The 13741-nt window shown below is 69.8% G+C and carries 10 protein-coding genes; 4 read left to right on the forward strand and 6 right to left on the reverse strand.

Translation table 11 applies throughout. From position 1 onward, the window contains the following. From YWW_RS29900 to YWW_RS0111840, 3 genes are read right to left on the reverse strand one after another with little or no spacing between them, the layout of a single operon-like run. Positions 1-912: a DUF6807 domain-containing protein gene (locus YWW_RS29900; protein ID WP_035699256.1), complete on the reverse strand. Its 912-nt coding sequence runs from the start codon at positions 910-912 to the stop codon at positions 1-3. A gap of 40 nt (positions 913-952) precedes the next feature. Further along, positions 953-2050 (reverse strand): Gfo/Idh/MocA family protein, encoded by a 1098-nt coding sequence (locus YWW_RS0111835; protein WP_211228525.1) that lies wholly within the window; start codon positions 2048-2050, stop codon positions 953-955. Between the two features lie 54 nt (positions 2051-2104). Next, the gene (locus tag YWW_RS0111840; RefSeq protein WP_051325697.1) at positions 2105-4414 is read right to left on the reverse strand and encodes a beta-glucosidase family protein; all 2310 of its coding nucleotides are present in this window, start codon (positions 4412-4414) and stop codon (positions 2105-2107) included. 272 nt (positions 4415-4686) lie between these two features. Between YWW_RS0111840 and YWW_RS0111845 the strand changes: the two genes are divergently transcribed. Then, positions 4687-5712: a LacI family DNA-binding transcriptional regulator gene (locus YWW_RS0111845; protein WP_026930284.1), complete on the forward strand. Its 1026-nt coding sequence runs from the start codon at positions 4687-4689 to the stop codon at positions 5710-5712. A gap of 16 nt (positions 5713-5728) precedes the next feature. On the opposite strand, the gene bioB is transcribed toward YWW_RS0111845, so the two are convergent. Beyond that, positions 5729-6796, reverse strand: a complete 1068-nt coding sequence (gene bioB / locus YWW_RS0111850) for a biotin synthase BioB (protein WP_035699251.1) — start codon at positions 6794-6796, stop codon at positions 5729-5731. Between the two features lie 581 nt (positions 6797-7377). Here bioB and YWW_RS0111855 point away from each other — a divergent pair. Next, positions 7378-8289: a C40 family peptidase gene (locus tag YWW_RS0111855; RefSeq protein ID WP_245595414.1), complete on the forward strand. Its 912-nt coding sequence runs from the start codon at positions 7378-7380 to the stop codon at positions 8287-8289. Here the strand turns inward: YWW_RS0111855 and YWW_RS29905 are convergent. After that, the gene (locus YWW_RS29905; RefSeq protein WP_081687405.1) at positions 8249-9292 is read right to left on the reverse strand and encodes a TerC/Alx family metal homeostasis membrane protein; all 1044 of its coding nucleotides are present in this window, start codon (positions 9290-9292) and stop codon (positions 8249-8251) included. The two genes, YWW_RS0111855 and YWW_RS29905, sit on opposite strands and share 41 nt — an antisense overlap. 271 nt (positions 9293-9563) lie before the next feature. Here YWW_RS29905 and YWW_RS0111865 point away from each other — a divergent pair, with 271 nt between their 5' ends. Next, positions 9564-9857, forward strand: coding sequence for an antibiotic biosynthesis monooxygenase (locus tag YWW_RS0111865; protein ID WP_026930287.1), 294 nt, complete (start codon positions 9564-9566; stop codon positions 9855-9857). Positions 9858-10144: 287 nt separating this feature from the next. Here the strand turns inward: YWW_RS0111865 and uvrB are convergent, their stop codons facing one another. Continuing rightward, positions 10145-12202 (reverse strand): excinuclease ABC subunit UvrB, encoded by a 2058-nt coding sequence (gene uvrB, locus YWW_RS0111870; RefSeq protein ID WP_026930288.1) that lies wholly within the window; start codon positions 12200-12202, stop codon positions 10145-10147. 147 nt (positions 12203-12349) lie between these two features. Between uvrB and YWW_RS0111875 the strand changes: the two genes are divergently transcribed. Further along, positions 12350-13702 (forward strand): hypothetical protein, encoded by a 1353-nt coding sequence (locus tag YWW_RS0111875; RefSeq protein ID WP_155830148.1) that lies wholly within the window; start codon positions 12350-12352, stop codon positions 13700-13702. The last annotated feature ends 39 nt before the right edge of the window (positions 13703-13741 follow it).

Below are 13741 nucleotides of genomic sequence, written 5' to 3' on the forward strand. Positions count from 1 at the left end.
CTACCCCAGCCCGGCCAGTTCGGCGGCGGCGGTCTCGGCGGCCTTGGCGGCGCCTTCGACACCGGTGTCGCCGTTGACCACGGCCACGGCGTGGCGGAGCGTGACGGTCTGGCCCGGTGCCATCGGCAGCTCGGTGTCGAAGAACGGCGCCGGGCAGACCGCGGCGAACGGGGTCGATCGGACGAACCACTTGACCGGCGCGCCGGGGTTGTCGGGGTGGTCGGTGAACACGAGCGTGGAGGAGGCGTCGACCGAGTCGTGCCTGCCGCAGAAGGCCATCCAGTCGCCGCGCACGCCCATGAGCTCGTCGCCGCCCTCGCCGTCGGCGGTGTAGACGCGGCCTTCGGTGAACGAGCGCGGTCCGCGCCAGAAGAAGCCGCCGTAGCCGGCGTTCTCGCGGCCCTCGGTGGTGGGGCTGCCCATGACGACGGTGTCGCCGGTGTCGTTGGTGAACGCGGTCGAGAAGGACAGGGCCCAGGACTCCTCGGACAGGACGGCGACGGCGAAGGCGCGCCGCTCGGTGAAGAAGTGGCGCTTGTCCTCGGTGATCCACTCCAGTTCCTCGACGACGCGGACGCCCTGCTCGTCGGTGGTCAGCTCGGTGAAGGAGCGGTGCTCCATGGAGCCGTCGTTCTTCTCGTCGACGTATCCCTTGCCGCGGCGGAAGGTGCGCCCGCCCCAGAAGTTCTCGGGGCCGCAGTTCGGCAGCGACAGCGCGATGCCCTTGTGCCACACGTGGTCGTGGGGCCGGTAGAGGCTGACCTGCCGGCCGGCGAGGTCCCGGATGGGCTCGAAGTAGGGCCGGGGGGACTCGAACTGGTCGTTGTCGGGTCGGTAGACGTAGCGCAGGAGCTCCAGTTCGCCCTTGGCGATCGAGAGCGCGGTGCCATTGTCGTCGAGCTTCAGCGTCATCGTTGTACTCTCCGGTTGCTTCGGTCGGTGGTCTGGGCGGTCACTTGCGGTCGGGCCAGGGGGCACCGGACCCGTCCATGCGCTGGTAGAACGGCGAGGTGGGGTCGATGTCGCCGGCCCGGACGGGCTTGCCGGTGAACGCCGAGGCGTAGACGGCGGTGATCAGCTCGAGGGTGCGCCGGGCGTCGTCGACGGTGACCGGCGGGGCGGTCTTGCCGTCGAGCGCGTCGGCGATCGCGGTGAACTGGGCGCCGTGGCCGGAGGCGCGGCCCCGCGGCTCGCCGGCCCAGGCCTGGTTCACCTCGTCGGCGCAGGCCTCGAGCGGGGTGATCGTCCAGTTGTCGTCGCCGTAGCCGTAGAGGTGGTCGAGTTCGACGGTGGCGCAGTCGAAGTCGAGCCGGATCTGCGAGGTCTCGCGGGGGCTGAGCAGCGAGTTCGTGATGGATACGCTCGCGCCGTTCTCGAGGGTGACGATGGCGTGGGAGACGTCCTCGGTGTTGGTGGTGCGGCGGTGCCGGTGGGCGGTGGCGACGACCTCGGCCCAGGGGCCGACGATGGACAGCAGGGTGTCGATCTGGTGGATGCCGTGGCCCATGGTGGGGCCGCCGCCCTCGGTCTCCCAGCGGCCGCGCCAGTCGACGGCGAAGTAGTCCTCGGGCCGGTACCAGAGGGTGTCGCATTTGGCGACGGCGAGGGCGCCGAGCACGCCGGAGGCGAGCATGTTCCGCACCCGTTCGGCGGCCGAGCCGAAGCGGTGCTGGGAGATCACCGTGAAGTCGCCTTTGGAGGCGGCCGCGGCGGCGGCGATCCGGTCGTGCTCGGCCAGGCTCAGCGCCGGGGGCTTCTCGCAGATCGCGCCCACGTCGGCTTCGAGGGCGGCGACGGCGCCGTCGGCGTGGACGCCGGGCGGGGTGCACAGGTCGACGAGGTCGAGGTCCTCGGCGGTCAGGAGCCCTTCGATCGAGGCGTAGCCGCGTTCGACGCCGAACTTGTCCTTGAAGGCTTCGAGGCGTTCGGTGTCGGGGTCGACGGCGGCCACCAGTTCGATGCGCCCGGCGAGGCGGTCCCTGAGGCTCTCGGCGTGGAGGTGGGCGATGCCACCCGTCCCGACGATGGCGAGGCGGTAGGGGGAGGACACAGGAGAGCTCCTCAATGCGAAGTGTGTAAGCGTTTTCTTGGCGTTTACTGCATACTAACCGACTATGGCGTCGGTCTCCAGGCGCCTGGTGCCGGGCTCGATGCGCCTCGACTCGGTGACCTGGACTTCGAGGGTGCCGACGATGTCGTCGGCCGAGCGCGCCAGGCGCAGTTCGAGCGAACCGGCCTCGACGACCCACTCGCCGTCGACGCCGATGAGCGCGGCCATGTCGAGGGGCATCCTGAACCGGGCCTCGGCGGACTCCCCGGCTCCGAGCCTGAGCTTGGCGAAGCCGACCAGCCGCTGGACGGGCCTGACGGTCGAGGCCACCGGGTCGTGCAGGTACAGCTGGACGACCTCGACGCCGGCCCGGGGGCCGGTGTTGCGCACCCGGACGGCGACCTCGACGGTCCCCTCGGGCGCGACCTCGGCGTTCGAGCGCAGCTCCGGCTCGTCCCACTCGAACCGCGTGTAGGACAGGCCGTGCCCGAAGTGGAACAGCGGCGTCGGGTCGACCGTGGAGACCTCGCTGCGGCGGGCCAGCTGGGGGCCCAGGTAGGTGGCGGGCGGCGAGTCGGCCCGCGCGGGGACTCCCACGGGCAGCCGCCCCTCGGGCTCGGCCGCGCCGCAGAGCACCTCGCCGATCGCGGCGGCGCCCTCCTCCCCCGGCAGGAACGCCTGCACGATCGCGGCGGCGCCCGCCGCGGCCTCGCCGAGCGCGTACGGGCGCCCGGAGACCACGACGACGACGGTGGGCGTGCCGGTGGCGATGACCGCTTCGAGCAGCTCGGCCTGGCGGCCCGGCAGCGCGTGGCTGGCGGCGTCGCACCCCTCGCCCGAGGTGCCGCGCCCGAACATGCCCGGACGGTCGCCGACGGCGACGATCGCCAACTCGGCGCGGGCGGCGGCGCGGGCGGCGGCCTCGATGTCGGCGTCCTCGGCGTCCAGGACCGAGCCGCCCGCGGCGTGCTCGATCCGGGCGCCGGGCAGTTCGGCGGCGAGCCGCTCGACGAGCGTCGGGACCTCCACGCCCAGGTCCACGTGCGGGTACCGGCTGTCGGGGCCGGGAGCCTCGGCGTCGGTGCGGCCGTGGTGGTTCGGGAAGGCGTAGCAGCCGAGCATGACCGCCTTGTCGTCGGCGACCGGGCCCACGACGGCGAGGTGCTTCGGCGATGCCAAGGGCAGGGTGCCGTCGTTGGACAGCAGCACGATCGAGCGCCTGGCGCACTCGGCGGCCAAGGCGCGGGCCCGCGGCGGGTCGAGGTCGACCTCGGTCGGCGGCTCGGGCAGCTCGTCGAGCAGGCCGAGTTCGATCTTCTGGGTCAGGACCCGCTCGGCGGCGCGGTCGACGGCGTCCTCCTCGATCGCGCCGGAGCGCACGGCGTCGAGCAGCGGCGCGCCGTAGCAGTCCACATTGGGCAGCTCCACGTCGACGCCGGCGGCCAGGGACAGGCCCGCCGCCGCGGAGCGGTCGGCGGCGACGCCGTGGAGCGAGTTGAGGAAGTTGACGCCGAAGTAGTCGGCGACGACGGTGCCCTCGAAGCCCCACTCCTCGCGCAGGACGCCGGTGAGGAGGCGGTGGTTGGCGTGGGAGGGGACGCCGTCGTTGGCCGCGTAGGAGGCCATGACCGAGCCGGCGCGGCCGATGCGCACGGCCATCTCGAACGGCGTCAGGTAGGTCTCGGCGATCTGGCGGGGGCCCATGTGGACCGGGCCGAAGTTGCGGGCCGCGTGCGAGGCCGAGTACCCGGCGAAGTGCTTGATCGTGGCCAGGACCCCGCCCTCCCGGAGCCCGGCGACGTAGGCGCCGCCGACGGTGCCGTTCAGATACGGGTCCTCGCCGATGGTCTCCTCGGTGCGGCCCCAGCGGGAGTCGGCCACGACATCGAGGACGGGCGCGAGTCCCTGGTGGACGCCGACGGCGCGCATGGTCTCGCCGATCTGGCGGGCCACGGCGCGGACGAGCTCGGGGTCGAAGGTCGCGCCCCAGGCGAGCGCGGTGGGGAAGATGGTGGCGCCGTGCGCCATGAACCCGGTGAGGCACTCCTCATGGACGAGCGCGGCGATGCCGAAGCGGTTGGAGCCCTTGATGTGCCGCTGGAGCGCGGCGAGGCGGGCCGCGCCTTCGGCGGGCTCGACGGCCGCCGACCCGAAAGGGCGCGTCAGCTGGCCCAGGCCGTGGACCATGGCCTCGTTCTCGTCCAGACCGCCGGTCTGCTCGCTCTGATGGGGGGCCATGTCGCCGGCGTCGCTGTCGACGCCGCGCCACAGGCCCACCAGCTGTGCGCATTTCTCCTCAAGCGTCATCCGCTTGACCAGACCGGCCGCTCGCTCGCTCGGCTCTGCAGGGGTGTCGGTGTCCATGCCACTCCACTCAACGACCCGCGCGATGCTACCTGGGGGGCGGCGACAGGCCGATAGTTTCTGAAAATTTTCTGATCGATTTCGATACAGGTTTGCACACCATAACATTGATTACGCGGGACTTCTAGCACCAGATGTCTCCGAGAATCCGAGTCGCGGACGGCGAATCACTCAAGCGGACGCCGAAAGTTTCGGACACGGGGCGGGACCACCTGGTATCCGCTATAGGATGTCGACGGCTACCGTGGAAAGCATCGACACCGGGAGGACCCTTGACTGAAGCCGAACACGGGCGGGTCACGATCCGCACCATCGCGGACGAGGCCGGCGTCAGCGTGCCCACGGTCTCCCGCGTCATCAACGGCCGCTCCGACGTCGCCCCGGAGACCCGCAAACGCGTCGAAGAGCTGCTGACCGAGCGCGGCTACCAGCGCCGACGCTCCACGCGGGCGCCCAGCCGCAACGCCCGCCTGGTCGACCTCGTCTTCAACGAGCTCGACAGCCCCTGGGCCGTCGAGATCATCCGCGGCGTCGAGGACGCGGCCCACTCGGCCGGAGTCGGCACCGTCGTCTCCGCGGTCCACCGCCGCCGCGCCTCCACCGAGCAGTGGCTCGACAACCTGCGCACCCGCGCCTCCGACGGCGTCATCCTCGTCGTCTCGCAGCTGTCCTCGCCCATCCTGGAGCAGCTGCGGCACCTGCGCGTGCCCATGGTCGTCCTCGACCCCTCCGGCGGGCCCACGATGGACGCGCCCGCCATCGGCGCCACCAACTGGGCCGGCGGCCTCGCCGCCACCGAGCACCTCATCGAGCTGGGGCACCGCCGGATCGGATTCATCCACGGCCCCAAGCAGGTCCTGTGCTCACGGGCCCGCTTCGACGGCTACCGGGCCGCGCTCGAGGCCGGCGGGATCGAATTCGACCCGGCCCTGGTCTACGACGGCGACTTCTACCACCAGTCCGGCTTCGACGCCGCCAAAGAGCTGCTGGGGCTCGACGACGCGCCGACGGCGATCTTCGCCTCCTCCGACCAGATGGCCTTCGGGGCCTACGAGGCGATCCGCCAACGAGGGCTGCGCATCCCCGAGCACGTGAGCGTCGTCGGCTTCGACGACCTCCCCGAGTCGCGCTGGACCTCACCACCGCTGACGACGGTGCGGCAGCCGCTGTCCGAAATGGGAGCGCTGGCAGCGCGGACCGTCCTCGACATGGCCGCCGGCAACGACGTGGAGACGCCGCGAGTGGAGCTGGCCACCGAGATGGTGGTGCGCGAGTCGACCGCCAGGCCCGGCCGCTGAGCGGAGCCGCCCGCGCTCAGGCGTTCGGGGCCCTGTCGGTGCCCGCGCCCCGGCGACGCACCCGGACCGCCTCGCGCACCGCCTCAGGCGCCTCCTCGAGGCCGAGCGGCACCATCCCGGCGTCCGCGATGAGCTCCAGGTCCTCCTTGGCGGCCTGGCCCTCACTGGTCAAGTAATCGCCCAGGAAGATCGAGTTGACGATCTGCAACGCCAGGCCCTGCATATGCCGCAAGTGGACCTCGCGCCCGGCTGCGAGCCGGACCTCGGCGGCCGGATTGGCCAACCGCACCATCGCCAGGATCCGCAGGCAGCGGCGCGGGTCGAGCTCCCAGGTGCCCTCCAGCGGCGTGCCGTCGAAGGGCAGCAGGAAGTTCACCGGGATCGAGTCCGAGCCGAGCTCCCGCAACCCCAGGGCGACCGACACCAGGTCGGCGTCGGACTCCCCCATGCCCGCGATGAGCCCCGAGCACGGCGACATGCCGGCCTCGCGCGCCGCGCGGACCGTGTCGACCCGGTCGGCGAAGGCGTGCGTCGAGCAGACCTCCGCGTAGGCGTCCTCGGAGGTGTTCAGGTTGTGGTTGTAGGCGTCGGCGCCCAGCTCGGTCAGGCGGGCCGCCTGGCCCTCCCCCAGCAGCCCGAGGCAGGCGCAGACCTCGACGCCGGGACTGGCACCCTTGACCGCGGCGATGGTCTTGCCGACCCGCTCGACGTCCATATCGCTCGGTCCGCGTCCACTGGCGACCAGGCACACGCGCGAAGCGCCCCCGGCGACGCCGGCCGCGGCCTGCGCGGCGGCCTCCTCGGGAGACAGCCACGTGTACTTCAGCACCTCGGCCTTCGAACCGAGCCGCTGCGAGCAGTAGTTGCAGTCCTCGGGGCACAAGCCGCTCTTGAGGTTCACAAGGTAGTTGAGCTTGACCCGGTTCCCGAAGTGGCGGAAGCGGAGTCGGGCGGCGGCGGCCACGACGTCCATCAGCTCGGCGTCGGCGCTCGACAGGACCGCTTCGAGGTCGGCGGCGGCCGGGGCCCCTCCGGTGTCGGCGGCTGCGGAGAGGCGGTCGAGGGCGTCGGTGACTCCTGGCATGGCCAGATCCTGCCACACCCCGGGCGCCGCCGGTCCCCGGCCACGTCGGCGGCCGAATCACCGGCGCGGCCGAGGGCGACCACCGAGCGGCGCCCCCGGTTTCCGTGCTCGATCCGGCCCGCGCCGCGAGGCGACTGCGAGCGACCGCTCACTCGCAGTGCCGCTGTGCGGAGCCGCAATACCGTGTATACTCTGAACCGGTCAAAGGCGAGAACCAAGCCGAGAAGGCCCTACCGCAGGACATGCGGGACGTCAAGCTTGTGGAGTCCGTGACAGACCGCTGAGCAGCGGCGATGGACGCAAACACCCGCGAGGGAAGGAAGCAGGAACCCGCCCGTAGCGCCACCGTCCCGTACGGAGGCCGAGCCGGGAATCTTCGTCCTTTCAGGTCGAAGAGGATGTCAGATTTAGTGACGGTCGTAGGCGACAACCAAGCCGAACTGGCCGTACCGCAGGGCCTTCGGTGCTGATAGCGCGCGGTAGTGGGCAGGCCCTCTGCCGCGCAAGACATCTGAACCACCCGACCGTTCCGGAGAGAATCAAACGTGCCGATCGCACCAGGACAACCCGCGTTGATCGCCGTGGCAGTCGCCACCCTGTGGGCCCAGCCTTCGGCCCCGGGTCCCGAAGACCGACTGGCGCTGGGCGTCCCGTCGGCCATCAGGGAATGGGTGGCCCGGCTCACCAGCGACGTCCGCGCCCACGGGCTCAAGGGCCGGGTGCGCACCCAGTGCCTGCTGGGCACCGAGGTCGAGGTCATCCAGCTCGGGGACCGCTGGGCGGAAGTGGCGTGCCCGACGCAGGAGACGTCCGGGTGGGTCCCGATCGACCAGCTGGTCAATCCCGCGGAGGACGACACGAAGGGCACCGAGCACCTCGTGAGCGCCACGGCCACGGCCATCCGCGACGAACCGGGCGGCGACGTCGCCATCCCCGGCGTGACCATGGGGACGCGGCTGCGCGTGGTCGGCCCCGGATACCGCGGATGGGTGCCGGTGGCGCTCCCCGGGCCGCAGCAGCCCGGCTGGGTGCCCCAGCGGGACCTCTCCCCCGAGCCGGTCGGCGCTGCCGAGGGCGAGCCGCCGGCCACCGGCATGGCCACGGCGGGCCTGGACGCGGTGAAGCTCGCGCAGCAGCTGCTGGAGATCCCCTACCTGCACGGCGGCATCAGCGCCTACGGGATCGACGCGCCCGGTCTGGTGTGGATCGTCTACCGCCGGCTCGGCATCGAGACGCCGCGGTTCAACGAGCGGCTCGTCGAGACCGGCGAGGCGATCGACTTCGACGACGTCCTGCCCGGCGACCTGCTGTTCCTCGAGCACGGAGGCGACCCGCGCATGCCGGCCATCGTGGCCGAGCGCACGCAGGCCGATCTCCCCGAGGTGATCTTCTCCTCGCCGGTCTACGGCAAGGTCGTGATCGAGTCGCTCAAGGACTCCGAGCTCGGTCAGATCACCGCTTGCCGACGTCTGCCGTCTCGGGCGTCGGCGTAGACTCCCTCGACTCGACGGCGAACAGCTCGGCCCACGTCCGGCCCTCGCGGCGCAGAATGATCCAGTTGGCGACCACCACGGCGGTCAGGACGGCGGCGATGAAGCCCAACGACAGCCAGATGGGCACGTGCGGGAGGTGGAGGGGCTCGCCCCCGTTGAGGAACGGCAGCTGGTTCGCGGCCAGGCCGTTGATGATGAGCTTGATGCCGATCCAGCCGAGGATGGCGGCCAAGCCCAGCGACAGGAACCGCAGGTGGCGCAGGAGCCCTGCCAGCAGGAAGTAGAGCTGGCGCAGGCCGAACAGCGCGAAGAGGGTGGCCGTCCACACCAGGTACGGCTCCTGCGTGAGCCCGAAGATCGCCGGAATCGAGTCGAGCGCGAACAGGATGTCGGTGGAGCCGATGGCGAGCATGGCCAGCATGAGCGGTGTCACGTAACGCTGGCCGTCGACGCGTGTGAGCAGACGCCCCTTGTCGTAGTCCGGGGCGACGCGCAGCCGCGACTTGGCCCACCGCATGAATCTGGTGTCGGGCGCGGTCTCCTCGTCATTGCCGCCTTTGAGCTGCCCCCACGCCGTCCAGATCAGGATCGCCCCGAAGATGAGGAACACCCAACTGAAGCGCTCGACCAGGACCGAGCCGAGGCCGATGAAGACGCTGCGCAGCACGATCGACAGCACGATGCCGACCAGCAGCACGCGGGACTGGAGCTTGTCGGGGACGCGGAATGCCTGGATGATCAGGAGGAATACGAAGAGGTTGTCGACCGAGAGGGCCTTCTCGATGAGAAAGCCGCCCAGAAACTGGGCGCCGAACGCGGAGCCCTGCGTCACGAACATGACGCCGGCGAAGACGAAGGCGGAGGCGATGTAGACGCCCGACCAGATGGCCGCCTCGCGCATGCTGGGACGGTGGGGGTTTTTGACGGCAAGCGTGAGGTCCAGAATGACGACCGCAGTCAGCACTGCGACGGTGAGGGCCCAGACCCATGCTGGGAGTTCCAATGTGTTGCCTTCCTTGTTGCCTGGAGGGTCACATGGTCTCTCCCAATCCGCAGGATCAGCGCCACCGGAGTCTGTCGGCAGGCTCGTGCATTGACGATGACACTAACAACGCTGCCTCGCGTTGCGGGATACTCCCCATATACCGATTTTGTTTTGCTGGAGCCAATTATGCACGGGCATATCCGACTCGCCGTCAGTCGGATATGTGACTCGTCTCTCGAGACAGCGTCTGGTTTACTGAAGGGTTCAGCGTCTGTGCGAGGCTCCGCTGGTGGTCTTGGAAATCGCTGAAATCAGTATCACCCCCGGTCAAGAAGACGCTTTCATTCAAGCTTACCGTGGAGCCAGGGAGCACGTCGCCGTCTCGCCCGGGCTCCGCTCGATGCGCATGACGCGGGGCGTCGAATCGCCGAGCCGGTTCGTGCTCCTCATCGAGTGGGACTCGGTCGAGGCCCACGAGCAGGGCTTCCGTGCGACCGAGCGCTTCGGCGCCTGGCGCGCGGCCATTGGGCCGTACTTCGCGAAGCCACCGGTGGTGGAGCACTTCGAAGACGTCGATCAGTGATGCGGTGATTGGCGGGCGGGCCACGGCTTGGCCGGCCGTGTCCCACCCGCCTTGTTCGGTTGTGCGCGCGGTCTGATGCAGGTGCCGCGGCGCGGGTGCCACCCCGCGTCGCGATCTTTCGGCGGTCCGCGCGGCCCCCATCAACCGCCTACCTACACCAAAACTGAGCCCAGCGTTTCATAGGAAGTCAAGACCTTCAAGGAAAAGTTTTGCCCTGTGGATAACTTCGGGATCCGGCCTCGTCCAGTCGGCGCTTCGCCTGAAGTCCGAGCGGCACGGCCGCGAGGTCAGGCTCCGGCCTCGTCCAGTTGGCGCAGTTCGCGCTTGAGGTCGGCGATCTCGTCCCGGTAGGCCGCGGCCAGCTCGAAGCGGAGCTCCCTGGCGGCGGCGAGCATCTGCTCGTTGCGTTCGTCGATCTGCTGGACGATCTCGGAGCGGACCTTCGCCGTTCCCTGTTCCTGCTTCGCCTTGCCGCGCTGGGGCCGGGTCTCCTTGACGAAGCCCTCGGTCTCGGCGGCGGTGTCGTAGAGGTCCTCCATGATGTCGGCGATGCGCTTGCGCAGCGGCTGCGGGTCGATCCCGTGCTCGAGGTTGTACGCCACCTGCTTCTCGCGGCGCCGGTCGGTCTCTTCGAGGGCGGCCTTCATCGAGTCGGTGAGGTTGTCGGCGTACATGAGGACCGTGCCCGAGACGTTGCGGGCGGCGCGGCCGATGGTCTGGATCAGCGAGGTGGAGGAGCGCAGGAAGCCCTCCTTGTCGGCGTCCAGGATCGCCACGAGCGACACCTCGGGCAGGTCGAGGCCCTCGCGCAGCAGGTTGATGCCGACCAGGACGTCGAAGTCGCCTCGTCGCAGTTCTCCGAGCAGTTCCACGCGCCGCAGCGTCTCCACTTCGGAGTGGAGGTACTGCACACGGATCGAGTTGTCGAGGAAGTAGTCGGTGAGGTCTTCGGCCATCTTCTTGGTCAGGGTGGTCACGAGCACCCGCTCGTCCTTGGCGGCGCGTTCGCGGATCTCGTGCATCAGGTCGTCGATCTGGCCCTGGGTGGGGCGCACTTCGACCTGGGGGTCGACCAGGCCGGTGGGGCGGATGACCTGCTCGACGAACTGGCCGCCGGCCTGTTTCAGCTCCCAGGGGCCCGGGGTCGCCGAGAGGTACACCGTCTGGCCGACGCGCTCGCGGAACTCCTCGAAGCGGAGCGGCCGGTTGTCCTGGGCGCTGGGCAGGCGGAAGCCGTGCTCGACGAGGTTGCGTTTGCGGGAGGCGTCGCCTTCGGACATGGCCCCGATCTGCGGGACGGTCTGGTGGGATTCGTCGATGACCGTCACGAAGTCCGAGGGGAAGTAGTCCAGCAGTGTGTGCGGGGGCGAGCCGGCGGGGCGTCCGTCGATGTGCCGCGAGTAGTTCTCGATGCCGTTGCACGACCCGGTCTGCTTCATGTTCTCCAGGTCGAAGACGGTGCGCATGCGCAGGCGTTGGGCTTCGAGGAGCTTGCCCTGGGATTCGAGTTCGTTCAGCCGTTCTTCGAGCTCGGTCTCGATGTCGCCGATGGCGCGGGCCATGCGTTCGTCGCCGGTGGCGTAGTGCGAGCCGGGGAAGATCAGGACCCGGTCGACCTCGCGGATGACTTCGCCGGTGAGCGGGTGCAGGTAGTAGAGCCGGTCGATCTCGTCGCCGAACATCTCGATGCGGATCGCCAGTTCCTCGTAGGCGGGGATGATCTCGATCGTGTCGCCTCTGACGCGGAAGGTGCCGCGGGTGAAGGCGATGTCGTTGCGCGAGTATTGGACGTCGACCAGGCGCCGCAGGAGCTTGTCGCGGTCCCATTCCTGGCCGACGGCGACCTCGGTGGCCTGTTCGAGGTATTCGGCGGGCGTGGCGAGGCCGTAGATGGCCGAGACGGTGGCGACGACGACGACGTCGCGCCTGGTCAGCAGCGAGTAGGTGGCGCGGTGGCGCAGCCGTTCGACCTCTTCGTTGATCGAGGCGTCCTTCTCGATGTAGGTGTCGGTCTGCGCGACGTACGCCTCGGGCTGGTAGTAGTCGTAGTAGGAGACGTAGTACTCGACCGCGTTGTTCGGTAGGAGTTCTCTGAGTTCTTTGGCGAGCTGTGCGGCGAGGGTCTTGTTGTGGGCCATGACGAGCGCGGGCCGTTGGAGCCGCTCGATCAGCCAGGCGGAGGTGGCCGATTTGCCGGTGCCGGTGGCGCCGAGCAGCACTACGTCGCGTTCGCCGGACTCGACGCGCTCGGTCAGTTCGGCGATCGCCGCCGGTTGGTCGCCGGCCGGCTCGTATTCGCTGACGACTTGGAAGCGCCCTTCGGCGCGGGGAATGTCGAATGCCACGTGCCAACCGTAGCCCGGGCCTCCGACATCGGTCCCGCTCGGCGGTGACTTTTCGGGCGCTGGCTCGTTGGACTCTGCGTGAGCACCACTAGACGAATGCGCGGCTCCGTGGGCGCGCCGCCTTGGAAATCGGCCCTGATGTGGGTCATGGCCGTCATCATCGCGATCGGGGCCGTCGGATGGTTCGCCGTCTCGTGCGGGGCCGATCGCGCCGGTGCGGAGCGCCCGGTCACTGAGGAGGAGGCCGCGGAGCTGGCCGCGTTGCGCTACCGGAATCACACGTCGGGGCCGGTGGCGGTGCGCATGGTCTTCCCTGCGGGGGGTGAGGAGGTCGTCGTCGACGGGTTCCTGGATTGGGGTCGTCCGCTGCTGTACGCGCGCATGCCGGGCGCTGAGGGCGGGCAGCGTCTGGTGCAGGCGGTTCCGGGGCTGGTGGCGACGCACGCCGACGATGAGGCGTTCGACGGGGCGCGGGTGCCGGATTCGGGGTGGACTTCGCGGCAGATGCTGGTCGGCGGTTCGGAGCCGGCCGACTCGGTGTTCGATGTCTTGGCCTCTTCGCTGTTCACGTTGACCGCGGAGAGCGGCGACGATCCCGCCTATCTGGCCGAGCATGCGATGTGGCGGGAGGACGGCGTCATCGACGGCGAGCCGGTCGACACGTTCCGCGCTCCGATCATGGTGGAGTCGAGCGAGGAGACGAGCGCGAGCCCGGAGGCCCTGTATTCGCTGGACGATCAGGGTGACATCTGGCGGTTCCAGGTCAATGTCGGCGGTTCGGAGCTGGCGACGGTCGATTTCCTGCGGAAGGTCGACTTCGACGCCTCGGGTCTGCGTCCGGTGGATCTGCTCGGTGGTCCGGCGGTCTCGCCTGCGGCGGTCGATGGTGATCTGGCGAGGACGATCGCGCAGGTCAGGTCGGCGAACTGGGCGGAGTCGGCGGTGGTCGAGATGACGGTGCCGGTCGCGGACGGTCAGGTGGCGCGGGTGCACGGCTCCGTCGACTGGCGCACGATGACGGCGTATCTGAACGTCGAGGAGGCTGAGGGGCATCGTTTGCTGCTGGCCCGGCCGGGCGGTATGGCGAGTATCGGGGCCGATTCGTCGGAGTTGCCCGATCCGCTGCCGGCGGAGGGCTGGGAGGCGCATGCCTTGGATGAGGAGGACATCGCGGAGTATTTCGGGCCGGTGGAGACGTTGGCGTACCGGCTGCTGGAGATGAGCGCCGAGGAGGCCGCGGACGCGGACGAGGTGGCGGAGCAGGCTTCGCAGCTGCGTGTCGACGAGGCCGGCGGGGAGAGGACGCATGTCGTGGAGTTCCCGGTGGCCGGGGATGCGGAGGCGGCCTCTGGTGAGTCGGCGTTCCGGTACCACATCACCGGTGAGCGGCTGTCGGAGGTCGAGATGATGACGTCGTTCGGGGTGGCGAGCGCGGAGCTGGAGTACGAGGACTATCCGATGGTGGCGATCCCGTGGGCGGTCAGCGACGTGATCGGCTGACGGGGTGGGTTCGGGTGGATCCGGCCGGTCGGCCGGATC

It is taken from the genome of Glycomyces tenuis DSM 44171 (assembly GCF_000427885.1).
In the GTDB taxonomy this organism is placed as follows: Bacteria; Actinomycetota; Actinomycetes; order Mycobacteriales; family Micromonosporaceae; genus Glycomyces; species Glycomyces tenuis.

Coding starts and splice junctions, on each gene's coding strand:
- YWW_RS0111875 (WP_155830148.1), top strand. CDS start 12,350: ATGGCCGTCATCATCGCGATCGGGGCCGTCGGATGGTTCGCCGTCTCG.
- YWW_RS29900 (WP_035699256.1), bottom strand. CDS start 912: ATGACGCTGAAGCTCGACGACAATGGCACCGCGCTCTCGATCGCCAAG.
- YWW_RS0111840 (WP_051325697.1), bottom strand. CDS start 4,414: ATGGACACCGACACCCCTGCAGAGCCGAGCGAGCGAGCGGCCGGTCTG.
- bioB (WP_035699251.1), bottom strand. CDS start 6,796: ATGCCAGGAGTCACCGACGCCCTCGACCGCCTCTCCGCAGCCGCCGAC.